The 21,537-nt window shown below is 53.9% G+C and carries 29 protein-coding genes; 19 read left to right on the top strand and 10 right to left on the bottom strand.

What is annotated here, in order from left to right; genetic code table 11:
* Positions 1 to 87: 87 nt before the first annotated feature.
* From CS910_RS03290 to CS910_RS03280, 3 genes are read left to right on the top strand one after another with little or no spacing between them, the layout of a single operon-like run.
* Positions 88 to 1,158 (top strand): OB-fold nucleic acid binding domain-containing protein, encoded by a 1,071-nt coding sequence (locus CS910_RS03290; RefSeq protein ID WP_099209719.1) that lies wholly within the window; start codon positions 88 to 90, stop codon positions 1,156 to 1,158.
* A 1-nt stretch (position 1,159) separates the two neighbouring features.
* The gene (locus CS910_RS03285; protein WP_042692575.1) at positions 1,160 to 1,537 is read left to right on the top strand and encodes a replication protein RepA; all 378 of its coding nucleotides are present in this window, start codon (positions 1,160 to 1,162) and stop codon (positions 1,535 to 1,537) included.
* A complete protein-coding gene (locus CS910_RS03280) occupies positions 1,534 to 2,340 on the top strand; it encodes an OB-fold nucleic acid binding domain-containing protein (RefSeq protein ID WP_099209718.1) in 807 nt (268 codons plus the stop codon). Before CS910_RS03285 ends, CS910_RS03280 begins: the two co-directional genes overlap by 4 nt.
* Before the next feature lie 47 nt (positions 2,341 to 2,387).
* Here the strand turns inward: CS910_RS03280 and CS910_RS03275 are convergent, their stop codons facing one another.
* From CS910_RS03275 to CS910_RS03265, 3 genes are read right to left on the bottom strand one after another with little or no spacing between them, the layout of a single operon-like run.
* Positions 2,388 to 2,768, bottom strand: a complete 381-nt coding sequence (locus CS910_RS03275; RefSeq protein WP_099209717.1) for a ribonucleoside-triphosphate reductase — start codon at positions 2,766 to 2,768, stop codon at positions 2,388 to 2,390.
* A 5-nt stretch (positions 2,769 to 2,773) separates the two neighbouring features.
* A complete protein-coding gene (locus CS910_RS03270; RefSeq protein ID WP_099209716.1) occupies positions 2,774 to 3,607 on the bottom strand; it encodes a geranylgeranylglycerol-phosphate geranylgeranyltransferase in 834 nt (277 codons plus the stop codon).
* 47 nt (positions 3,608 to 3,654) lie between these two features.
* Positions 3,655 to 4,716 carry a Clp1/GlmU family protein gene (locus CS910_RS03265; protein WP_099209715.1) on the bottom strand — a complete coding sequence of 354 codons (1,062 nt, stop codon included), beginning with the start codon at positions 4,714 to 4,716 and terminating at the stop codon, positions 3,655 to 3,657.
* A 145-nt stretch (positions 4,717 to 4,861) separates the two neighbouring features.
* Between CS910_RS03265 and CS910_RS03260 the strand changes: the two genes are divergently transcribed.
* Positions 4,862 to 5,326 carry an Lrp/AsnC family transcriptional regulator gene (locus CS910_RS03260; RefSeq protein ID WP_099209714.1) on the top strand — a complete coding sequence of 155 codons (465 nt, stop codon included), beginning with the start codon at positions 4,862 to 4,864 and terminating at the stop codon, positions 5,324 to 5,326.
* Here the strand turns inward: CS910_RS03260 and engB are convergent.
* On the bottom strand, positions 5,321 to 5,869 hold the full coding sequence (gene engB / locus CS910_RS03255) for a GTP-binding protein EngB (protein WP_099209713.1): 549 nt from the start codon (positions 5,867 to 5,869) through the stop codon (positions 5,321 to 5,323). The genes CS910_RS03260 and engB overlap by 6 nt on opposite strands.
* A 92-nt stretch (positions 5,870 to 5,961) precedes the next feature.
* Between engB and CS910_RS03250 the strand changes: the two genes are divergently transcribed.
* Positions 5,962 to 6,612: a hypothetical protein gene (locus tag CS910_RS03250; protein WP_099209712.1), complete on the top strand. Its 651-nt coding sequence runs from the start codon at positions 5,962 to 5,964 to the stop codon at positions 6,610 to 6,612.
* On the opposite strand, the gene CS910_RS03245 is transcribed toward CS910_RS03250, so the two are convergent.
* Complete coding sequence (locus tag CS910_RS03245) at positions 6,609 to 6,779, bottom strand: preprotein translocase subunit Sec61beta (RefSeq protein WP_099209711.1); 171 nt, start codon at positions 6,777 to 6,779, stop codon at positions 6,609 to 6,611. The genes CS910_RS03250 and CS910_RS03245 overlap by 4 nt on opposite strands.
* Positions 6,780 to 6,909: 130 nt before the next feature.
* Here CS910_RS03245 and CS910_RS03240 point away from each other — a divergent pair, with 130 nt between their 5' ends.
* From CS910_RS03240 to CS910_RS03200, 9 genes are all read left to right on the top strand, one after another.
* The gene (locus CS910_RS03240; protein WP_099209710.1) at positions 6,910 to 7,290 is read left to right on the top strand and encodes a 30S ribosomal protein S6e; all 381 of its coding nucleotides are present in this window, start codon (positions 6,910 to 6,912) and stop codon (positions 7,288 to 7,290) included.
* A gap of 314 nt (positions 7,291 to 7,604) precedes the next feature.
* Positions 7,605 to 8,534, top strand: coding sequence for a hypothetical protein (locus CS910_RS03235; protein ID WP_145955345.1), 930 nt, complete (start codon positions 7,605 to 7,607; stop codon positions 8,532 to 8,534).
* A gap of 48 nt (positions 8,535 to 8,582) precedes the next feature.
* Entirely contained in the window at positions 8,583 to 8,870 is a 288-nt protein-coding gene (locus CS910_RS03230) for a hypothetical protein (RefSeq protein ID WP_099209708.1), read from the top strand.
* Positions 8,871 to 9,059: 189 nt separating this feature from the next.
* Complete coding sequence (locus tag CS910_RS03225; protein ID WP_099209707.1) at positions 9,060 to 9,725, top strand: hypothetical protein; 666 nt, start codon at positions 9,060 to 9,062, stop codon at positions 9,723 to 9,725.
* A gap of 37 nt (positions 9,726 to 9,762) precedes the next feature.
* Positions 9,763 to 10,101: a hypothetical protein gene (locus tag CS910_RS03220; protein ID WP_099209706.1), complete on the top strand. Its 339-nt coding sequence runs from the start codon at positions 9,763 to 9,765 to the stop codon at positions 10,099 to 10,101.
* The gene (locus CS910_RS03215) at positions 10,085 to 10,564 is read left to right on the top strand and encodes a hypothetical protein (RefSeq protein ID WP_099209705.1); all 480 of its coding nucleotides are present in this window, start codon (positions 10,085 to 10,087) and stop codon (positions 10,562 to 10,564) included. The genes CS910_RS03220 and CS910_RS03215 overlap by 17 nt, the downstream gene beginning before the upstream one ends.
* Before the next feature lie 139 nt (positions 10,565 to 10,703).
* Entirely contained in the window at positions 10,704 to 10,886 is a 183-nt protein-coding gene (locus tag CS910_RS12040) for a hypothetical protein (protein WP_223211920.1), read from the top strand.
* 95 nt (positions 10,887 to 10,981) lie between these two features.
* Positions 10,982 to 12,208, top strand: coding sequence for a translation initiation factor IF-2 subunit gamma (gene eif2g, locus CS910_RS03205; RefSeq protein WP_099209703.1), 1,227 nt, complete (start codon positions 10,982 to 10,984; stop codon positions 12,206 to 12,208).
* A 29-nt stretch (positions 12,209 to 12,237) separates the two neighbouring features.
* Entirely contained in the window at positions 12,238 to 12,654 is a 417-nt protein-coding gene (locus CS910_RS03200) for a PIN domain-containing protein (RefSeq protein ID WP_099209702.1), read from the top strand.
* On the opposite strand, the gene CS910_RS03195 is transcribed toward CS910_RS03200, so the two are convergent.
* Positions 12,655 to 12,828, bottom strand: a complete 174-nt coding sequence (locus tag CS910_RS03195; protein ID WP_099212404.1) for a type II toxin-antitoxin system HicA family toxin — start codon at positions 12,826 to 12,828, stop codon at positions 12,655 to 12,657. It lies immediately after the preceding gene.
* Between the two features lie 49 nt (positions 12,829 to 12,877).
* Entirely contained in the window at positions 12,878 to 13,105 is a 228-nt protein-coding gene (locus CS910_RS03190; protein ID WP_042692534.1) for a type II toxin-antitoxin system HicB family antitoxin, read from the bottom strand.
* Between the two features lie 162 nt (positions 13,106 to 13,267).
* Between CS910_RS03190 and CS910_RS03185 the strand changes: the two genes are divergently transcribed.
* From CS910_RS03185 to CS910_RS03160, 5 genes are all read left to right on the top strand, one after another.
* Positions 13,268 to 14,044, top strand: coding sequence for an HD domain-containing protein (locus tag CS910_RS03185; RefSeq protein WP_099209701.1), 777 nt, complete (start codon positions 13,268 to 13,270; stop codon positions 14,042 to 14,044).
* Positions 14,045 to 14,064: 20 nt separating this feature from the next.
* The gene (locus tag CS910_RS03180) at positions 14,065 to 14,739 is read left to right on the top strand and encodes a DUF434 domain-containing protein (protein WP_099209700.1); all 675 of its coding nucleotides are present in this window, start codon (positions 14,065 to 14,067) and stop codon (positions 14,737 to 14,739) included.
* Positions 14,740 to 14,805: 66 nt separating this feature from the next.
* Positions 14,806 to 15,939, top strand: coding sequence for a hypothetical protein (locus CS910_RS03170; RefSeq protein ID WP_145955344.1), 1,134 nt, complete (start codon positions 14,806 to 14,808; stop codon positions 15,937 to 15,939).
* A gap of 35 nt (positions 15,940 to 15,974) precedes the next feature.
* Positions 15,975 to 16,622 carry a DUF432 domain-containing protein gene (locus tag CS910_RS03165; protein ID WP_099209697.1) on the top strand — a complete coding sequence of 216 codons (648 nt, stop codon included), beginning with the start codon at positions 15,975 to 15,977 and terminating at the stop codon, positions 16,620 to 16,622.
* Positions 16,610 to 17,662 (top strand): mechanosensitive ion channel family protein, encoded by a 1,053-nt coding sequence (locus tag CS910_RS03160; protein WP_394346600.1) that lies wholly within the window; start codon positions 16,610 to 16,612, stop codon positions 17,660 to 17,662. The genes CS910_RS03165 and CS910_RS03160 overlap by 13 nt, the downstream gene beginning before the upstream one ends.
* On the opposite strand, the gene CS910_RS03155 is transcribed toward CS910_RS03160, so the two are convergent.
* The 3 genes from CS910_RS03155 to CS910_RS03145 are packed head-to-tail and all read right to left on the bottom strand — an operon-like array spanning position 17,648 to position 21,521.
* The gene (locus CS910_RS03155; RefSeq protein ID WP_099209696.1) at positions 17,648 to 19,252 is read right to left on the bottom strand and encodes a hypothetical protein; all 1,605 of its coding nucleotides are present in this window, start codon (positions 19,250 to 19,252) and stop codon (positions 17,648 to 17,650) included. The two genes, CS910_RS03160 and CS910_RS03155, sit on opposite strands and share 15 nt — an antisense overlap.
* A gap of 26 nt (positions 19,253 to 19,278) precedes the next feature.
* On the bottom strand, positions 19,279 to 20,601 hold the full coding sequence (locus CS910_RS03150; RefSeq protein WP_099209695.1) for an RsmB/NOP family class I SAM-dependent RNA methyltransferase: 1,323 nt from the start codon (positions 20,599 to 20,601) through the stop codon (positions 19,279 to 19,281).
* Positions 20,601 to 21,521, bottom strand: coding sequence for a hypothetical protein (locus CS910_RS03145; protein WP_099209694.1), 921 nt, complete (start codon positions 21,519 to 21,521; stop codon positions 20,601 to 20,603). Before CS910_RS03145 ends, CS910_RS03150 begins: the two co-directional genes overlap by 1 nt.
* Positions 21,522 to 21,537 lie beyond the last annotated feature (16 nt).

The following is a 21,537-nucleotide window of genomic DNA, read 5'->3' as shown; positions in this document are numbered from 1 at the left end:
ACAGAAATAATGCCCCTTCTCGCCAAAAGAAGTTAGGAGGGAAAAGTTTAAATACTCCAAAAACGGATTACCATCAAGGTGAGTGCTATGGTAGGCCTTACAAAGGAGCAGATAATCAATCGAATCATCCGACATCGGGGCCTCTCAAAGGAGGAAATCGAGGAGAGGATTGCCGAGCTGGCTAAAACCCACGGGATTTCCGAGCACGCCGCGGCCGTAATGCTGGCCGAAGAGCTCGGCGTCAAGCTCGAGGAGGGCGAGGAGCTCCTCCACATAGCTGACCTCGTCCCGGGAATGAGCAACGTGAACATCGTCGCGAGGGTTCTCAGGAAGTTCCCTCCGAGGGAGTATCAGAAGAGGGACGGCTCGACCGGAAGGGTGGCGAACGTCATCGTGTACGACTCCACGGGCCAGGCGAGGCTCGTCCTCTGGGACAACTTCGTTAGCAAGTACTACGACGAGCTCAACCCGGGCGACGTCATCAAGGTCATAGACCCCCTCGTCAAGGAGGGAATGCGCGGGATAGAGCTCCACGCCAATTACCGCACGAGAATCATCAAGGACCCGGAGGACCCGCGTGTAGAGGAGATACCTCCCATCGAGGAGGTCAGAACCTACAATTACAGGAGGATGAAGATTAAGGACCTCGAAGGAAGCGAGCGCTTCGTCGAGCTCAGGGGAACGATAGCGAGGCTTTACCGCGTCATAACCTACGATTCCTGCCCAGAGTGCAGGAGGAAGGTTGACTACGACCCAGCGAGCGAGAGCTGGGTCTGCCCCGAGCACGGCCCGGTGAAGCCGGTGAAGATGGTCGTCCTCGACTTTGGCCTGGACGACTCAACAGGCTACATCAGGGTCACGCTCTTCGGCGACGATGCCAGCGAGTTGCTCGGCGAAAGTCCAGAAGAGATAGACGAGAGGCTCAGGAAGCTCATAGATGAGGGCCTGACCCTCAGGGAAGCCGGTAGAAAGCTAGCGGAGGAGACCTACTACCCGCTCCTCGGCCGGGAGATAATCGTCAGGGGCAACGTCACGGAGGACAAGTTCCTCGGAACGCTCCTCAAGGCCAGAACATGGGAAGACGTTGATGAGAGGCGCGAGATAGAGCTCGCGAGAAGGGAGCTGAGGGAAGTTTTGAGGGCCTTCGGTGGTGAGTGAAATGGAGGAGATGAGGTTCAGACGGAGAAAGCCCGCCGTCGAGAGGAAGATTGCCGAGATTAGGGAAGACGATACGAGGGTTTCCCTGATAGGCAAGGCCTTCAAGGTTGACAAGCTTGACTACACCTTCTGGCTCGACGACGGGACTGGAGTTATACTCGTCGAGAGCGAGGAGAACGTCCTCCCCGAGAACGGCCAGGTCGTCAGGGTCATCGGCAGGGTCATAAGGAGCGAGGAGAGCGTCCACATCTTCGGCGAGGTCATACAGGACTTCAGCGACGCCGATTTGGAGGCCCTGGAGGAGATAAGGGAGCTCGAGAGGAAAGTGCTCCCGAAGGTTGAGAACGTCATCAGCTTCTTCGGAGGTGAGGAGCTATGAAGAAGCGCCTTCCAGCGAGCAGGGTCTACATCAAGGACATCCTCGACGGCTACTACGTCAGGAGCGAAGGTGATTTCGAGCCCAACTACCTCATAACGCGCGACGCCAGAAAGGTCTACCGCGTCAAGGTCGTTGCCACTGTCGTCAGGGAGCCGGTGATAAGCGACGACGAGACCTACGGCAAGTTCCAGATTGACGACGGAACCGGAACCATCTGGGTTCTCGGCTTTAGAGACGACACGCGCTTCATAAGGCTCGTGAAGAAAGGAGACATAGTCCAGATAATCGGAAAAGTGGCTGAATGGCGCGACGACAAGCAGATACTCGTCGAGGGAGTTGCGAAGGTGAGCCCGAACTTCTGGATACTCCACCGCTTTGAAACGCTCCGCGACAAGGTCGAGCACGCCGAGAAGGCGAAGATAGCCTTCGAAATCTACGACCGCTACGGCATAACGGCCAAGGCCAAGGTCATAGCCAAGAACAAGGGCGTTGACGAGGAGCTACTCCAGACGATAGACGAGCTATACACGATGATGCTTGAGCAGAGGGCCCTTGAAGAAGAGCTAATCGAGGAAGAAACGACCAAAGAGGCCGAAGAGACGCCGGTCAACCCCGAGCTCGAGAAGGCTAAGGAAGCGGTCATGAACCTCCTCCGCGAGAAGGGCAAAGCCCTGTCGCACAAGTTCATAGTCAAGAAGCTCTCCAAGGAGTTCGACGAGGAAATCATTGAAGAAGCCATAAGCCAGCTCTTAGCCGATGGAGAAATCTACGAGCCGGAGATAGGCTTCTACGAGCCCCTGTAAACCTTTCTTTCTCCCAAAATTTCCAGAAAAATCAAAAATAAATGCCGTCAGTACTGCTCGCGCATCGTCCTTATCACGGGGTCGTGTATCAGCGTCGACGTTATGCTGTCCACCATGCGGAAGAACTCGTCCTTTCCGCGCTCGAGGTCAAGGCTCTCAACCCTAATCAGCTCGCAGTCCTTCCCGAGTATCCACCTGCCCAGGAGAATCTTCTCCCTCCCGTCCTTCTGGAGGTCGAGCCTTATGAGGCCGTAGGGTATGTCGGCGGTCCACCAGTTGGCCTTGAATGTCACCTTCCAGCCGGCCTCCTCAACGACCCTGGCGAGTTCGTTTAACGTTTTAGACGGGCCGTGCGGGGTCTTGAACGTCAAAACGGTCCAGAGCTCATCGTTTTCAAGCTCTTTAATTATCTCGTCCTTAAACTCCATATCCATCACCTCACGAGCGAAGCTATCATGAAGGCCATAACGGCAAGGAATATGCTTATTTTGAGCAGTTTTTGCGAGCGGTGGGCGGTTTCCCTGTCCTGCGAGCGGAGGATTAGGAATGCCGAGTATAGGATTATGGCATCGACAGGAACCATTGCAAGGTAGCTGAGACCGACGCCGGCCTTAATCGGCAGGAATGACGCGATAACCGTCAGGACAGCGAAGAACGCCCCCACGTAGGCGGATTTCTTCTTCCCGATGACTATCGGAAGGGTCCTCGCGCCCTTGGCGAGGTCGCCTTCCACATCCTCTATGTCCTTTATTACCTCCCTCGCGACGTTAACGAGGAACGCACACAGGGCCAGATAACCGGCGAGGCCTATCTTCCCGACAGCTATCGCGCCGTAGAGCGGTGTGGCGCCGGTAAGGCCGGCGACGACGAGGTTGCCGACGAAGGGGAGTGGCTTTAGCTTCCAAGCGTAGAGGAACATCGCGGTGTAAGCCAGGACCGCCAGCAGGAAGGCGTAGACGTTTATCAGGGAGGCAAGGATTAGGCCAATGGCGAAGAGAACCATCGCGTACCAGAAAGCAACCCTCCGGCTCATCGCGCCCCTCGGCAGGGGTCTCTCGGGACGGTTTATCCTGTCTATCTCGTAATCGAAGTAGTCGTTTATCGTGTTGCCGGCGGAGCAACCGAGAGTGACCACTAAGAAGACGAGCAACGCCTTTACCGGCTCCGGGAAGTGGCCTACCGCCACTATCGAACCGAGCAGGCCGACTACCCCAGCCAGGACGCAGTTGTGCGGCCTCGTTATTTCGATGAAAGCCCTCGCCTCCAAACTACCACCGTCCAACCGTTATGGTTAGTCTTTAAAACCTTATGGGTTCAAAGTTCGTCTCTCCTCAGGAGACCGAGTTCCTCGCCGGTCTCAAGGACCCTCATCCTGCCGAAGCGGAGTTCCCTAACTTCTCCAAGTGCTTCCTCATCGAGAGGGGTGAGCAGTTGAAGGGTCTCGGCGCTGAAGTTCACCCACTTGAGGATTCCAAGGCCGAGACACAGCCCGTCCCCATCGAGGAGACCCACGAGCAGGTTGCTAAGCCTTTCGAAGTCAACCGCGTGAATCGAGCGGTAGCCCCTTGGGAAGCTCTCCTCGTCGGCCTTGACGACCGTGTAGCGCCCCTCGTTTTCCCAGCCGGCCAGAACGAGCCACCTGAAGGCCCGCGAGAGGAGGGTCTTTTCCCTCTCATCGAGGGGACGGCCGATGAAGAGCGAAGTTCCAGTTAAGGCGACCTCCGAAAGGCTAAACTCGGCGAGCCTGGCGTTGGAGAAGTAGGTTCTCCACTTCTCAAACCTTATCTCCCTCCTCTCCTCCCGCGCAATGGCTTTTGCGTTCTCGCTGACGGTCAGCCTGACGACCTCGCCGTAGGGGCTCAAAGCCCTCACCAGGGATTCCAGCTCGCCGTTCCGCTCGAGGAGGACTATCAGGTCTGGCCTCACGAGCTCCGCCTTGAGGCGCTTCATCTCGAAACCCGGCCCTGTTACAAAGCCGGTCGTGTCTATCAGAACGATTTCAGCGCTCCTCTCGGCCAGCTCAACGAGCCTCTTCACCCCAACGGCCATCTCACCCGTGAACTGGCCCGGTGAAACCGTGCCTATGAAGTAGTGGGCAACTCCCTCAAGCTCAGAAAGGCTGGAGAAGTTCTCATCCGGAAGGGCGAGGCTTATCGTGGCCGGCGGGAGGATACCCTTCTGGCCGACATCAGAGTCAACCACCGCGACGCTCCTTCCGAGGCTGAGGAGCTCGTTGGCCAAAAACGTCACGAGGGTGCTCTTTCCGGCGTCGAGTCCCCCGATGACCATGACCTTAACCGCCTCACGGGACGAGAGTTCAGCGAGGAGTTCAAGCCTGTCGGGCGGGACGTCGCGGGTGTACGTGGCCTTGTTCATGGTCTAATGTCTCCGCCGGGAGTTAAAAACCTTGAGTCCAGGAAACTTAGAAAAACTTATAAGATACATCACTCCCAGTGAGAAAATGAAAAGTTAGATTTGACGTTTATCGCACTCAAATTGAAAAAAGGTAAGGTGAAGGCTCATGGTTGAGAGGAACACCCTCACCCCAAGGCAGGTTAAGCTCCTAAGGAAGCTCTACGAGGATGGGAAGACCATAGAGGTTCACACCGTCGAGAAGACTCAGGACGAGCTTGCGAAGGAGCTCGGAATAACGAGACAGGCTTTGAGCAACCACCTCAAGGTTCTCAAGGAACTCGGCTACATAAGGACCGGCAGGGGCTTTATCGATTTGACGGACAAGGCCCTTGAACTGCTCGGCGAGAAGAAGGGCGACGTCTTCGTCTTCGTCAAGATAGAGCCGACCAAGAGGAGGCAGGTCTACGAGGCGATAAGGAGGCTCAAGATAAAGAAAATCTACCGCGTCACCGGCGACGTTGATTTAATAATCGAGGCCGACAAGACCAAGCTCGACGAAATCCTCGAGGAGATAGCTTCCCTCGACGGAGTGAAGGAAACCAACACCCACCTCGTTCTGGAGATTCTATGAGCGGGTTTTCTTTTCCATCAATCTTCTGAGCTCGTCGAGGTTCTTCCCGAACTTGGCCGAGATTGGAACGAAGGTCTCGGGAATTTCGGAGTAGGGGACGCCGAACTTCTCGGCGAGGAAGTGAACGACCCGCTCGACGTTCTTGACCTTGTCAACCTTGTTGACCGCCACTACAACAGGTATTTCCAGTTCTCTGAGGAACTGGTAGAACTCCACATCTATCGGAATCTCGCCCCTCTTCTCCCAGCGCTCTATAATCTCGGGAGCGGCCTTGCCGTCAACGACGAGAACGGCGAGCTCTATTTTATCGGCGTTGTCCTCGATGAAGTGCACTATCTCGTCCTTTATCCGCTCCTGGACGTGCTTCGGAAGCCCGCTCATGAAGCCGAAGCCCGGTAAATCGACGATTTTCTTCCCTCGCCACTCGATTTCGACAGGCTTCCTCGTCACGCCGGGCCTCTTACCTCGCCTAACCTTCTTCCCGGTGAGCCTGAATATGAGGGTGCTCTTACCAACGTTGGAGCGCCCGGCGAATATTATCATCTCTCCTCACCGGGCTGAAGTTCTTTCGGGCCTTTAAAAGGTTTGGCGGAAAGGTTAAGTATGCCGGGAGACAAAATCCAGCGGTGGTGAATATGCCTGAGGAAGCGCGGGCCAACCAGCTTATAAACAAGTTCGTTATCTCCCTCACCGACGGCAAGATACTTGGCTACGTCACCGACATAAACGTCGAGGTCGAGGGCGACCAGTTCTACTTCATCCTCAAGATGAAGGAAGTCGAGAACCTTGGAAAGGGGCAGAGCATCTTCACGAGCGAGAAAAAGCTCAAGATAACCCCCAACGACATCGTGAACGTTGGGCCGGACGTCATAATCCTCGGCGATGGGAAGGTCCCCCCGCTCAGGGAGATAGAGAGGCTCCACCAGATAGCGGAGGAGTACAACAACCTAATGGCCGAGCTTGAGGCCAAGGAGAAGCTCATAGAACAGCTCAAGGAGGAAAACTACCGCCTCAAGAGGGAGCTCGACGAGCTCCAGCGCGAACTGAGAAAGTTCCAGGTCATGAAGGACGACTTCGAGCACCTCAAGGAACAGCTTGTGAGGCAGGAGGGCCAGCTCGAGATGGCGAGGGAGTACATAAGGCTCCTCGAGGGTCTCAGGGGAGACATAGACAAGATTAAGGCCGACGTTGAGGCGCTGATTCAGAGACAGCTTGAGGAGGTCGTCAGGGGGATAATAGACGAGGAATTAAACGCGAGGGGATTGAAGAAAACGAGCTTCCTTTAGCCAAAGATGCTCGGACCGAAAGCGTGCAACAGGAACTCGGCCGCAACCAGTATGAGGGTCATCGCTATGACGCCCTTCGGGCTGACCTTTATGGCCCTCGTGTCCTCGTCGAAGAACCTCATCAGTCCCGCTCCGGTCGGCGGAAGTGTGGTCTTTTCCTTCGCCATACTATCACCTGCCCTTGAGTTTTCTCCATGATATTTAAGCTTCACGGTAAGGTTTTTAAACGCTCCGTTCAAGACCGCTCGGGAAAGGGCTCAGCCCAATGAATCCCGCTGATGAATGGAGGTGGGAGGAATGGCCACTTTCAAGCTCGTTATATCGAACCCGAAGACCGGTATAGCGAAGCAGGTTGAGATAACCGGTGGAGAGGCAGAGAATCTCGTAGGAAAGCGCATAGGCGAGGAAATCTCAGCGAAGGAACTCGGACTCAACCTCAGGGAGATATTCGGCGACGAGAGCATTCCGGAGGATGCCAAGCTTAAGATAACCGGCGGAACCGACAAGGATGGCTTCCCCATGAGGCCCGACGTCCACGGCCCGAGGAGGGTTAAGATACTCCTCTCCAAGGGACCCGGATTCAGGCCCAGGGAGAAGGGTGAGAGGAGGAAGAAGACAGTCCACGGCAACACCATAAGCCCGAACATCGTCCAGGTCAACCTGAAGATAGTTCTCTGAGCTTCTTTCTCCCTATTCCACTAATGATGCTAACAACTGAATCGTAGAGGCATCTCACGATTGGTCTAATGACAGTGTTAGTGTTGAGTTCTTCTTGTCTTCCCTACACTTCTCCAGTTGCATCCCCATGCAGCTCTTTTACTCAGGTTTCTCTCGAAGGGTTCTAAAAGGAAAACTAAAGTTAGAATATATCAACACTAAACGTAAGAAATAATAACTGAGTAATTATTAGCGATAGTAAAACTTATAAGCGTGAATTGTAGATTAATTATTGCAAAAACCGTTGGGTGGTGAACTCAATGCGGTGGAAGCCGTTGTTCGCAGTCCTGTTGGGACTGCTGATGGTTGGAGTGACGGCAGGAAGTGCAGCGGCACTACAAATTCCCTCCAAAGAACAGCCGTTTCAGTGTACGTTGAATACCCTTAACAACTACCAGAGCACACTCGATGAACAGTTCCTTGTATGGTACTCTAAACATTCTGCCCAACTGCCACCATTGAATTCAAAAACGGTACAAGAACTCTTTGCAAGGTTCTTGCGTGAGAATCCGAATGCATTACTACTCCTGCTGGAGATTCACCAAAAACAAGTTTTTCTGGTAGATCACTATTTACCTTTAGTAACGCCCAATCCAGTCCTTATGCAATCTGCAGGAATAGAACCACATGTACTTCGTTATATCCCCACTTCAGGCCAGGAGCAAATCAAAGTGACAATTTACTATCTAAAGGTCCATGTGTGGAGATGGGATGTAACATATGGGGAGATTGACAAGTTCAACTGGCTCTATACTGGCTCTAAAACCCAAGAATTCTACGACAAGTGGGGAGATATTACTACAATTTCAGGATATGCGACAGCGATTATAGGATTTGGAACTACCCTCATAAAATTCCCTAACATAGTAGCAATCGCGATAGGGGGAGCATTGACGGCGGTGGGCATTACCCTCACATATGAGTCGAGCGAGATGGACAAGTACTATGAGTCCACAGGCTGGCAGTACATTTGGATGGTACTTGAGAATGACTATTACTATCCATGGGTCCCCCTATACAACATGGCGTCCACCTTCACAGTTTACGGGTACAATGCACAGACAGGGAAGAAATATACATTCCTTCCACGTATAGAGATCCCTGGAGAACTTGGATACACTAATGAATACATTGCTGGTGTTATATCCAAAGTGGCCCACGACTGGGTGAACTCACATGGTACGGGATGGGTGAAGGTAGCATAAAGTTTTTTGTTTCTTAGGAGACCCGATAAACAGAGGGGAGGTGATATCATGAAGTCTCGAGTTTGGAACGGGCTCATAGCCGGAACAACGGCTCTTTTCCTCGCTTTATTCTTTTACTCACGGGAGTACTTTGTGAAGCACCATCTGATACCTATCTCCTTAGCGGTGATTGGAACGCTCGGGATTCTCAAAACTTACAATGCCTACAAATCCGGAAACGCATCGAAACTTCAACTGTACGGGATGCTTGCCCTGGTGGTGGTTTTCGTTATCATCGGCATCTGGATGGAAGGGGTGACGAACAGAGTGTTGACCCACATGGGAACCGGCACATGAGCCAAGATAACACGAAACTTTTACTCAGGCTTCTTTTGAACTGTTCTAATCGGAAAATCCGAGTTAGAATAAATTTTTACTCGAAAAAAGAGGCTGTACTAAGGATAAAAGAAAAAGTTTATGAGAATAAGTTGATAATAAGATATTGCAGACAACCTTACGAAGGCAAACCCCATGTGGTGGGAGTCGTTGTTCGCAGTCCTGTTGGGACTGCTGATGGTTGAAGTGACGGCAAGAAGTGCAGCGGCGGCACCCATCCACAACCAGCCAAGCCCTAAAGACTTTCCAGGACTTGGAGCTGTTATTTCAACATCCTTAAAGGGACCCGGGGTTATAGCAGGGGATACTAATTGGTTACCACAACTAGGCAAGATTAGGATGTATGTGGTTATTAGACACAATGGAATAGGTGCCATCCATGTTACAGTGCTCAAATGGATACCCCTGGGTGGATACTTTACTGCAGCAATATTTCCAGATATGACAACTTATACCAATGGATTCAAAGGAAAGCATTTTAAGCGAGATTATATTCACACATACACTGTTAATGGCCACACTTTCAAAGTTCTGACCGCTGAGTACAGTAGCTGGTTCAGCTTTGGCGGATGGTGGGAGCAAAAAGTTAAGTTTGATGCAGGTTATGGCACTCATGGAATATTGGTAATGGGATACACAAACTGGCCATGGCTCCAAAACTTCTTGGGGGCAATAGGAGTGGGGAAGGCAGCAAATTGGGCAGGTAAAAAGATTTTGCAGTTTGTAACAGAAGGCAGTACAGAGGGATTAGCGAGTGCCATTGGTTACCTCTTATCCGGAGTCACTATTGACGTGGCACTGTTTATGGAGAAATGAACTTTTATTCATCCTTTAAATTTATGGGGGGAATGCAATGAGGGCAAGATGGGTGTTTTTTGTGGAGGGGTTTTTGTCTGTGCTTCACCCCTGGTTGGCGGTTGTCGTTTTGGTGCTCAACTGGATAATCAAGCCCCAAATGAAGTACTACTCGGAGAAACCGGCGAGCGTTCAGTTCCTGGCGGGAATGCCGGTTGGATTCGTACTCGGTTATGGAGCGTTCAGAGGGGAATACCTCCAGTGGTGGCTGGATTACAGGGGAGACTTACTCAGAATAGTGGCCGGGAGCAAACCCGCATGGGTTCTCGCAGTACTGGCAGGACTCGCACTATGGGGACTCACAAAAAGGAGGTCAGAAGATGAAAAAGATAGTTAAATGGATAGTAATCCTCTGGATGCTGGGAGAGATAACATACTCATACCAGCTTGTTGGCTTTTATTACCTGCTCAGGATTTTCAATGCTCCCCTGTCCCGTTTGTGGTTGCCCCTGCTGATTAACGGACTTAGATTTACCCTGCAATCACTAATTTTACTTGGAGTTTTAAATCTGGTCTTGAAGAAAGTGCCTTCCATTAAGCTTTACGCGCTTTGTTCAACTCCACTGGCAATTGCAGGACTCAGCAGTGCAGTGCTCCGATTGAGCCTTCCCTCGGAGATAGGACTAAGGACTCTTTTAGAGCAACTGTTGTTGCTTGTGGGGTTTATCCTTCTCGTCATTGGACTACTCAGATATTACTCTAAAAATTTGAAGGCAAAGAAAAGAAAATTAATTGCATACATTACCGCACCAACCTTGGCAATAGTGACATTTTGGACAATTATACCAATCCCACTTTAAGGTGAGACCATGATGCGCTGGGGACCGATATTCCCTAATCCTTTACTTTCTCCCCCTTTTCCTGCTGGCCTTTGTCTTTAACTTCCCGCGGGAAGTAAATCACCAGTGGCTGTGGATTCAAGTTGGAGGTATTGTTTTTATGGCGGCTCTTGGGTCATACCTTGATGGAAACGCATCGCGAAAAGAGGTAATAACACTCGGAATCTTTACTCTCCTCTGGCTTGGACTGTCCTTCGTTATAAACATTGAGAAGAAGTACTTTGTACTTATCAGCTTGATAGTAGAGCTTATCCTAGTTCTTATCTCAAAGGGAGTCAATTAATAGATTGCATCAATCCTAAGCGCCCCGTAATTTTCTCTTCTCCCCTCGGTAACCTTAATAAACGTCCCCGCTTTCTAAGCTTAGGGGTGAGAGAGATGGCCAAGAAGTTTAGGCAGGCCGAGGTTAACATTGGTATGGTAGGTCACGTTGACCACGGAAAGACGACGCTCACCAAGGCTCTAACCGGAATATGGACCGACACGCACAGCGAGGAGCTGAGAAGGGGTATCACGATAAAGATAGGCTTCGCGGACGCGGAGATAAGAAAGTGCCCGAAGTGTGGCAGGTATTCAACCTCTCCGGTCTGCCCGTACTGTGGCGCCGAGACCGAGTTTGAGAGGCGCGTTTCCTTCATAGACGCTCCCGGTCACGAGGCGCTGATGACGACGATGCTCGCCGGCGCCTCGCTCATGGACGGTGCCGTTCTCGTCGTTGCGGCGAACGAGGGAGTCATGCCCCAGACGAGGGAGCACCTGATGGCTTTGCAGATAGTCGGCAACAGGAACATAGTTATAGCGCTCAACAAGATTGAGCTCGTTGACAGGGAGACCGTTATGAAGCGCTACGAGGAGATTAAGGAGTTCGTCGCCGGAACCGTCGCCGAGAACGCCCCGATAATCCCGATTTCGGCACTTCACGGCGCGAACGTTGACGTTCTGCTCGCTGCAATAGAGAAGTTCATACCCACTCCCGAGCGCGACCCGGACAAGCCGCCCAAGATGCTCGTCCTTAGGAGCTTCGACGTCAACAAGCCCGGAACTCCGCCGGAGAAGCTCATCGGCGGTGTCATAGGTGGTTCGATAGTCCAGGGCAAGCTTAGAGTTGGCGACGAGATAGAGATTCGTCCTGGCGTTCCCTACGAGGAACACGGCAGAATCAAGTACGAGCCGATAACGACCGAGATTGTCTCGCTCCAGGCTGGAGGAAGGTTCGTCGAGGAGGCCTATCCCGGTGGACTCGTCGGCGTCGGAACCAAGCTCGACCCGTTCCTCACCAAGGGCGACCTCATGGCCGGAAACGTCGTTGGGAAGCCCGGAAAGCTGCCCCCGGTGTGGGACGAGCTCCGCCTCGAAGTCCACCTGCTTGAGCGCGTCGTTGGAACCGAGGACGAGCTCAAGGTCGAACCCATCAAGAGGAAGGAGGTCCTCCTCCTCAACGTTGGCACCGCCAGAACGATGGGACTCGTCACCGGGCTCGGTAAGGATGAGGTCGAGCTCAAGCTCCAGATTCCCGTCTGCGCTGAGGTCGGAGACAGGGTTGCCATCAGCAGGCAGGTCGGCTCAAGGTGGCGCCTCATCGGCTACGGCTTCATAAAGGAATGACCTCTTCTCTTTCCTTTCCGGTGGTCGCGATGGCCCATAGGAGAGAATGGCTCGTCCTTCCAGACACCAACTTTCTCCTCGTCCCCGGTCAGTTCGGGGTCGACATAGTTTCCGAGCTCAACAGAATCCTTGACGTGAAGTTCAAAATCGTCGTTCCAAACGTGGTTCTCGAAGAACTCGACGTCATCGAGAAAAAGACGCGAGGAAGAGATTTGCTCGCGGTCAGGATGGCGAAGAAATTGGCTGAGCGCTTCGAGACCGTTGAAATCGGGGAGTTCGGGAGGAGGCCGATAGACGACCAGATTTACGACTTCGCCGTCAAGAACGAGAGGGTAATAGTCTGCACCAACGACAAGGGCCTGAAGAAGCGCCTCCGCGAGAGGGGTGTTCCAGTGGTTTACCTCCGCTCGAGGAAGATACTTGAGCTCGAAGGCATGCTTGAGTGATTACGGGTCATCAAGCAGTTCCAACAGCTCGGCCGTTGTTATACCAACCTCGCGCATTATGGCCTTCAGGAGGCCAGTTTTAAGGCGCTTGGGGAGAGGAACAACGACTATCTTGCCCGAATCGTTGGCGAGAACGACGTGAGAGCCCTTTTGTCTTACGGGTTTGTAGTCCAGTTTCTGGAGGGCTTTATAAGCTCAAGCCCCGAAACATCACGCGGGAGCCTCACACTGAAACCTCCGCAATTTGGACGTTGTTCTTGCGCTTTATCTCGCGCAGGGTCTCTTGAAGCTTCATCTCTTCAGCTACCTCAAGGTACAGCTCTATTGCCTCCCTAATGTTTTTGAGAGCCTCCTCTACGGTCTCACCCTGACTCACGCAACCGGGCAACGCGGGAACGTACGCAACGTACCCACCTTCAGGCTGGGGTTCAAGCACAACCTTCAGCTTCACCTTACACACCCCAGTGAGGTTTCAACGTAGAGGGTTATAAAAACTTCTCAAAATTGAGTTTGAGCAGATACGTCAAAACCGCCCCGCAAACGCCAGCTTTTTTCACCGAATCCCGTTCAAAACCCTTAAATTCTCCCCGCCGTTTGGCCCTTGGGTGGGAGAATGTACACTGAGGAGGAACTTCTGAAGGAGATTAGGGAACTCCTCGACGACGACAGGCTCTTCGAGGCCTACGAAAGAACCTTCAGGGAGTACCACTACTACTTCGACACCACCAACTACATAGTGCTTAACGTCTATCAGTTCAACGACCACGGGCCGGTTCACGTCCTCCTGACGACGAGGAGAGCTTTGGAACTGCTGAGAATCCTCAGAAAGTTCGGAATCCAGACGACGGCTGAGAAGCTCGGAAAGCCCCACTGGTGGAGCAAGTTCATCGTCGCCTTCGGAGCGCTCCTTCACGACATCGGCAACATGATACACAGGATAAACCACTACGAGTTCAGCGTTTTCTTAGCCGAGCCGATAGTCGAGAAGCTCGTGAGGGAGTTCGAGAGGCGCGACCCGCTACTCCTCAAGGCCCTGACGCTCAACGCGATATACACCCACGACGAGCACGTGCCGTGCACGACGATAGAGGGCTCGCTCGTCACCATCGCTGACGGCTGTGACATGGAGGCAGGAAGGAGCAGACTCGTCCACAAGAAGGACCGCGTTGACATACACGCCGTCTCGGCCCTGGCAATAGAGCGCGTGGAGATAAGGGAGGGCGACGAGAGACAGCCGATACTCATCGAGATATGGATGAAGCACCCGGCAGGAATCTTCCAGGTGGACGAGATTCTGACGAAGAAGGTCAAGAGCTCCCTGCTGGCCGGCAAGATAAGGCTCAGGATTCACACCGGCAAGGACGGCGAGACCCTCGAAAAGGTTATCTGAAGCTTTCCCCATTTTCCACCATGCTGGCTGAGGCGTACAGAGACCTTAAGTACCTCCTCAACAGGGGATACCGGAAGAGCGTTGCGTTGGACTTCGTGGCCAACCACTACAGGCTGAGGAAGGAGGAGAGACACCTCCTCGCGAGATGCGTCTTTTCTGATTCTTGGATTGAGGAAGTTAAGCGAAAGCTCCTTCGGCCGGAGGAGATTAGGAGCCGGGTTCTTGGAATAGACGGCTTCAACGTCCTCATAACCCTTGAATCGCTCCTCACGGGGAGGGCTATCCTCTGCGAGGACGGTCTCATCAGGGATTTAGAGTACCGGGGAAAGTACAGACCGCACGGGGAGACCGAGAACAACTTGAGACTCATTGTCTCGGCCTTGGTGGAGCTTTCACCAGGGGATGCGGTCTTCTTCTACGGGAAGAACAACCCGGGGAGCGGGGTCGTTAGGAAGCTCACGGAGGAACTCCTTGACGAGTTTGGGGTTCCCGGGGAGGTCAGGCTCGTCAAAAGTCCTGACCACGAGCTCAAGGCTTTTGAGGTCGTTGCAACGGCCGACGTTGGGGTTATTGAGAGGGTTGACCACGTTTTCGACCTCGCGGGGTTTATGGGAAGATTGACAGGTGCCGGGCCATTTCCGCTTCACGATATTTTAAAAACTTCAAGTTTGCTCGAACTTTTAAAAAAGTTTTAATAGAATAAGAGCGAATTATATAAAGATGCCCTTTGCTTTTCTGGGCCAAAATCAACGGCCAGGGAGATGTTGGTTATGAAAAAGTTTGCACTCGCCGTGTTGCTCGTAGTTGTTGTCCTGCTCGCAAGCGGATGCACCGGTTCGAACACTTCCTCAAAGACTTCGGAAACGCCCGACACATCACCATCACCCAGCTGGACGAGTTCAACGACTCAAACCTCCTCCCAAGAGACGACTGAAACCCCCTCCGGGACGCATTCGAACTCGCCCTCCTCAACCCCCACCAAGACGGAGACCGAAACCCCCACGTCGACGACGTCCACCTCAACCCAAACTGAGGAGCTCTACTGGACGAGCCCGTGGGAATACTCGCCGATAAAAGTGAACGGGGAGAAATATGTAATAACGCACTACGTCGTTCTTTACAAGGTCAAGCCCAACGAGACGAGCCCGCTCTACGAGTACAGGATTGAGAAAACCGAAAGGAAGAAAAAGGTAAAGGTCTACGGAACGGACTTTTCGGGGAACAAGGTCGACGTCGGAACCTTCGAGGTTTACGAATACGAGACGGTCATAACGCCAGTTAAGGCAGTCTCAATGAAAGGAAAGCTCATCATAAAGGTGTGGTACACGGAAAGGGCAAGCGACGCGTTCATCTACCCCTGGGACATGGGATGGGCAACCGGGGGCAGCGGCCAAAATCAAGTCGTAGGCTTCGAGATGGACTACGGGGATAGGCAGATGCTCTACACAAACCCGATGGCGGTCGGGAAGTCCGCGATTCCCTACATCGGCGGCGACCAGAACATAATGGACTACCTCAACGCGGACCTCATGAACCTCTACTACGGCTGGTTCGCGGTCCTCCACGTGGGAATGTGGACGGACTGGAGCGGCAAGAACCTGCTCGTGCCGCAGAGCGGAACGTGGCGGGACTTCTTCGGCCACACCTGGAACTGGCAGACTAGGCCAGACGGAACCGTTGAGTTCTCGGGAATAAAGTTCAGGGTCATCGAGGGGACCTGGAGCTACGCCGGACCCGAGGGCGTTTCAATGAAAGGAAAGGCGAAAGTAGCGCCGAGAATATTCATTCCGCTGGAGGTTGACGGTCACTTCTCCTTCGTTGACGACAACGGAAACCCTAGGACAATATACGGCTACTTCAAGATTGAGGAGCTCGACCTCGCGAAGGCCTCTTAGGAAACTTTAAATTTTTGGGCCCCCTATTTTTTAGCATGAAAACCTTCGGTGAGCACGAGCTTAGAACTCAGTTCATTCACGTCGGCAAAAGGAAAATTCACATCATTGAGAACCCGGACGGAACGTTTACATACCGACGAGACGATGTCAGGGTCAAAATCCTCGGTGGAAGGCATCTGTGGGTCCTCCCCGCTCCGGCGGAGGGCTACGGCGTCAAGTTCCTTCTGGTAAAACTGAGTGAGAGACTCGCGGTTCCCCCCGGAGAAACCGTTCACGGTTACCTGAGCGCCCCCCTAGACGTTGTTGTAAAGGCCGGAAACGCACTCATAGACCGCTTCACACTCGGACGGGAGAAGTACGCGCTCTACGGTGAACACACAATTGGGGTAATCGCGAGGTACCACGTCAGCTGTTTCCACGAGAAGGAGCCCGATTCTCTCGGTGTAATCAAGCTCGCCGTTAGAAACCCCACGAAGGAGTGGAAACTCGTCGAGAGGGTTGTAATCCCGATAAGGAACAGCGTCATGTTTTACTCGGACGAGAAAGCTTACTATCCCCTCATCATACTCACGACGAAGGAACCCTACGAGGTCAACAATACCGGAAATCCCCCGGACGGAAGGCTGAAGGCCACGCACAGGGCCGAACCGCTTCCGAACTTCAGGATGAGGTGGTGGCCGTGAACACAACGGCCCTCTTTCAGAGCGAGGTAATCCTTGGGATAACCGTGAAGGGTGCCCTCGAGGCGCTGGCAATCCTACTGGTCACCATGGTCCTTGGGGAAGCCGCCAAGAAGCTCATAATCCGGGCCTCAAAGGGAACGAACCTCACATGGATACTCAACGAGGACACGGCGGAGCTCGTCTTCAGGCTCTTCGTCCTCGGCGGCCTAATAGGGGCCCTTTACGCTCTTGGACTCATGAAATACAGCCTCGGTCCGACGACGATAGGGAACCTAGCATTCTCAGTGGGCTTCTTCTACATCTCGTACCTCATAGCAAAGAAGTCAAAAGACTACTTCCTCCAGCTCAAGAAGGGACCCGAGAACGTTATAAAGGCAAAACTGTTCTACTACGCGTTCATAACCTTCGCGTTCTTTTTGGCGCTCAGCTTCGCGGGAATCATGGGAGAGCTCGGGGCGCTACTCGCGGCGGCTGGAATAACAGGCATAGTCCTCGGTTTCTCTTCAAGAACCGTTGTCTCGAACTTCGTCTCAGGAATCTTCATGTACTTCGACAAACCGCTCCAGATAGGTGATGCCGTTCAGGTCGGCGACGTTCAGGGAATAGTCGAGGACATAAGAATTCTCTCGACGAGAATAAGAACGTGGGATGGAACACTCGTCAGGATTCCAAACGAGGCTCTCTTCAACAGCAACATAGTCAACCTCCAGAGGTACCCCGTGAGGAGAGTCGATGTAAGCGTCGGCATAGCGTACGCCGAGGACGCCGGAAGGGCCATGGAGGTCATAAAGAAGACCCTCGATGAGATGCCCCTCGTCCTTGCTGAACCGGAACCGAAGGTCTACGTCGAGAACCTCGGCGACAGCTCGGTGGTTTTGAGGGTCTGGGCGTGGGCGCCGAGCGAGAGGTGGTTCGACGTCAGGACAGAGGTCGTGAGGAGAATCAAGGAGGCCCTTGACAGGGAGGGAATAGAGATACCGTTCCCGCAGAGGGTCAACTGGTTTGCCAACGAACTCAGGGTGAAGTTAGAGGACGAGTGAGCGCTCCTTTTCCGCTATGTTTTCCAGAACCCGGAGCGCAATCGGCGCGAGTTCTGTTCTCTTTATCTCCTTCAGGAGGGGAACGAACTGCACGAAGAGAACTGCGTCTTCCCTCGGAACCGTTCTCGTCATGGCCTCGAGAGTTAGAAGAACCTCGAATGGATACTCCTTGAGCAGGGCCCTCAGGAGCGGGAGCACTCTTCCGGCGAGTTCCCCATCCCAGCGCCTGGAGAAGTAGTAACTGAGGAATGTCAGCGCTCCCGGAACCGCTTTCTGCCTCTCGAGCAACCCAATGATGGAACTTACTATTCTGGCCCCGTAGGGAGCCTTCAGCGCCAGCCTCGCAAGGATTCTCGCGGACCTGTCCCTTGCCCACCTGTTTTCGGAGGCGAGAACACCGAGCAGGGGTTCTACCGCGGGCTCTAATGCCACGAGCCCCTTCTCAGGGAGCTCCTTCGCGAGCCTGTGGAGCTCCCACAGGGCGTCCATCTTCTCCTCGATGCTCCCGGAGAGGGAATCCACGAGCTCGGCCACGCACTCAAAGGGAACGCGGGTTTCTGGCTTCTCCGGCGGTTCCGGCTTCTTTTTCCGCACGGTTCCCCACGAGGACGAACCACCGCCCGGCCCTGAACCTCTCGGGTGCTCAACGTACTTCGGCCCCGGAACGAGTGAACCTCCGCGCGAGGGTAGCTTTGAGAACCCCCTAGGAACGTCTTCTCCAACCTCAAGGGCGAGCTCTATCGCCTCGTCGACCTTACCCTCAGCCAGGAGCTCCGCGATGGCCCTCATGCTCTCGCCCGGTCTCGAGGAGTAGTAGAGTGTGAGAAGCTTCCTAACCCGAAACGCCAAATCCCTCGCCTTGCTCCTGACCCCGGGAACAGGTGAGCGGTGTGAAACAACCTCAAGGGCCCGAAGGAGCTCCCAGTACTTGCCGACGGTCTCCTCACTCGGGGGGGCAAGGACCTCAGAGAGCAGGTTGAGGATGAAATCCTGAAGGGGAACGTCCTCCCCAAGCAGGGCTTCGTCAATCTCATCCAGGAGGAGCGTGAGAACTCTCGAATCCCCCGCACTCATGTTGGCGAGCAGTCTGAGACCCATGGCACGGAGCCTCGGGTTGCCGGAAGAGAGCAGGCCCATCGCCCTCGAACGGGCAAGGGATGACGTCTTCGCCGGTCTTAGTCGCTCAAGAACAGAGGGAATCTCAAGGAGAACAACCTCGTTTCTACCGGAGCGCACGAGGTCGGCTAGTGCATCAACCGTCTCAACGTAGGCCTTCTCCTCAGGATGAACGAGTGAAAACAGAACCGCGAGAAGCCGAAGCGCCTCGATGGCAACTTCATCGGTGTCCTTCAAAAGACCGAGAACGGTTCTGAGGTTCCTGAGGACGGGAAGGGTGTACCTCGGTTCAGGTTTGCGCCGGAGGATTTCCCTTAGCGCTATGAGCGCACGCCTCCTGACGCGGTCGTCACCATCGCGAAGGAGAACCAAGAGCGAAGAAAATGCCCCCTCGTCCGAGACCGCAAGCTCCACGGCGTTCGAGGTTCTCCACGCGAGGAGCATCTCGCGCAAAACGTCACTGTAGTCCCGCATGGTAGTCCTTACGAGGAACCCCTATATTAGGCTTTTTCAATCAGCGCGTAGAAGAAGCCTATCGTCCCGTGCCTGTGGGGCCAGGCCCTCATCGTGCCGGGCAGGAAGCCCTCATCGTACGGCCCGCTGAGCGGAACGAGTCTCGCGTCGTCGTGCCTCGAAAGGAACCACTTTACGACTTCCTCGTTCTCCTCAGGGAGCATAGAGCAGGTTGAGTAGAGCAACCTCCCGCCGGGCTTCAAAAGCCTCCACGCGCTCTCTATAAGCTCCTTCTGGAGCGCGACGACCTTCGGTATGTTCTTCTCGCGGAGGCGCCATCTCAGCTCGGGGTTTTTGGCGATGGTCCCATCGCTCGTGCACGGCGCGTCTAATAGAACCCCCTCGGCAATTTCCTCGCCTAAAACTTCCGGGGCCCTCCTGCCGTCGAGCTTCCTAACCTCGGCAATCTCAACACCGGCCCACTTCAGGATTTGCCTCATGCGCTTAATTCTCTCGGAATCGACGTCGAAGGCGTAGATTTTTCCTTCGTTTTCCATGAGCTCGGCAATGTGGGCGGTCTTTCCTCCCGGTGCCGCTGCCAAATCAATTACCGTCTCACCGGGTTTGGGAGAGAGTATTAGGGAAGCGACGGCCGATGCCTCCTCTTGGGGCAAAGCGAGGCCCTTCTCCATGAGCCTCCCGGGGTTGAAGGGGTCCAGAACGCGGATTACCGTTTCAACGCGCTCGCTCCTCTCGAAGCAGAGGTTTTTCCTCCTCAGGTAGTCCTCAACGTCTTTAACGCTCGCCTTAAGGCGATTAACGCGAAGACTGACCGGAAGGGTCTCGTTGAGGGCTTTCAGGAGTTCCTCTGCTTCTTCTCCTAGGAGCTCCCTCATCCTCGCTATGAACCACTCGGGAAAGAGATACTCCCACTTCAGCCTCTTTTCCTCGGAGTCGAGCTTTGGAACGTAGTTTATGACCCTAGGCAGAAGCTCGTAGTAGTAATAGCCCACATACGGGTGCGTTTTACCCGAGAGGAACTTGGCGAGACCCTTGAGGTGCTGAACCGTTCTCTCGTTCGGGTCCCTAAAGACCGCAACCTCAACCGCGACCCTGAGCGTCGCCCTCAGCCAGGGGTCGAGGATTAGGGGAGAAACTCCTACGAGCTCCTCGATAATCTCGTCTATGAGGCCGAGCCTGCGCTGGATTGAATAGAATATTCCGGTCAGCTTGGAGTTCTCCCAGCCCTCAATTCTGTAGCGCGAGAAGGCCTTCCTCTTGGCGCTTTGACTCGGCTTGATTACCTCGCCGAGCTTCACCGCTTCAACCAGCGCGTAGAGCTGTCTGTCCGAGAGCTTGAGCTTTGGCATCAGAGTCTACCCCTGTTCCCATAGGCCTCCCAGGGAGACGACGGAATCGTGCCTATTGCCGAGGAGATTATGTAGGCCTCATCCACGAGGCCGAGGCGCATTAGCTCCTCAACAACCCTCTGGGCTTCCCTCGGTCTAACGCGGTAGTAGCGAACGAGCGTTTCCCTGAGCTTATCGAAGACCTCAACGGCGTGCATCTTTCTAAGCTGGTCCTTGCAGTCAACTATGGTCCTCCTGAGGGCGGGGAGGAGCTCCTTTATGAGAACGTCCATCGAGTACACGGGTGGGAGCTTTGAAATCTTCAGCGAAGCAACGAGACCCGCATCAATGAGCCTCGGCTCCCCGCTGAGGAGTGCGCTGGAAATTCTCTCGACGAGAACAACCCAGCAATCCTTGTCCATTGCACCCGTTTCGAGGAGTACCATTGCGACTATGAGGGCCTCCCCCGCGGTTCCATTCTTGAGGAGCTCCTTGAGCTCGCATGCAACATCATCACCTATGTACGGAGCCATTATGTTGTCCACGACGTTCAGGAGTTCATCCCATACCACGACGTTTCTGGTCTCCGCGAGGTTCGTTATCGCCTTTACGAGCTTGAGAAGCCTAACGCCGTTGAGGGGGTTGTTCTTCAGAAGGGCTGAGAGTATCGCAAGGGTCCTCCACAGAACGCGCGGGTCGTCCGTCGAGAGGGCATCAACGAGCGTATCAAAACCCAGCTCAAGAATCCTCTTCCTTTCACGCCAGTTTGCCGTTTTAACGAGTTCAAGGAGCGCGGAGAGGGCTCCGAGTCTAAGGTCAATATCCTCGGAGCTAACCGCGTTTAGAATCTTCACGAGAGCGTCATCGCTCTCTCTGGCGAGCCTGATTAAATCCTGCATCTCCCATTTTTTAAGCAGGGAGTCGAGACCGTCCCGAGGCATCCACGTCACCGACCTT

The sequence above is a fragment of the Thermococcus henrietii genome (assembly GCF_900198835.1).
In the GTDB taxonomy this organism is placed as follows: domain Archaea; phylum Methanobacteriota_B; class Thermococci; order Thermococcales; family Thermococcaceae; genus Thermococcus; species Thermococcus henrietii.
Note: the sequence above shows the minus strand (reverse complement) of the source record. Positions and strands in the feature narration are given on the sequence as shown.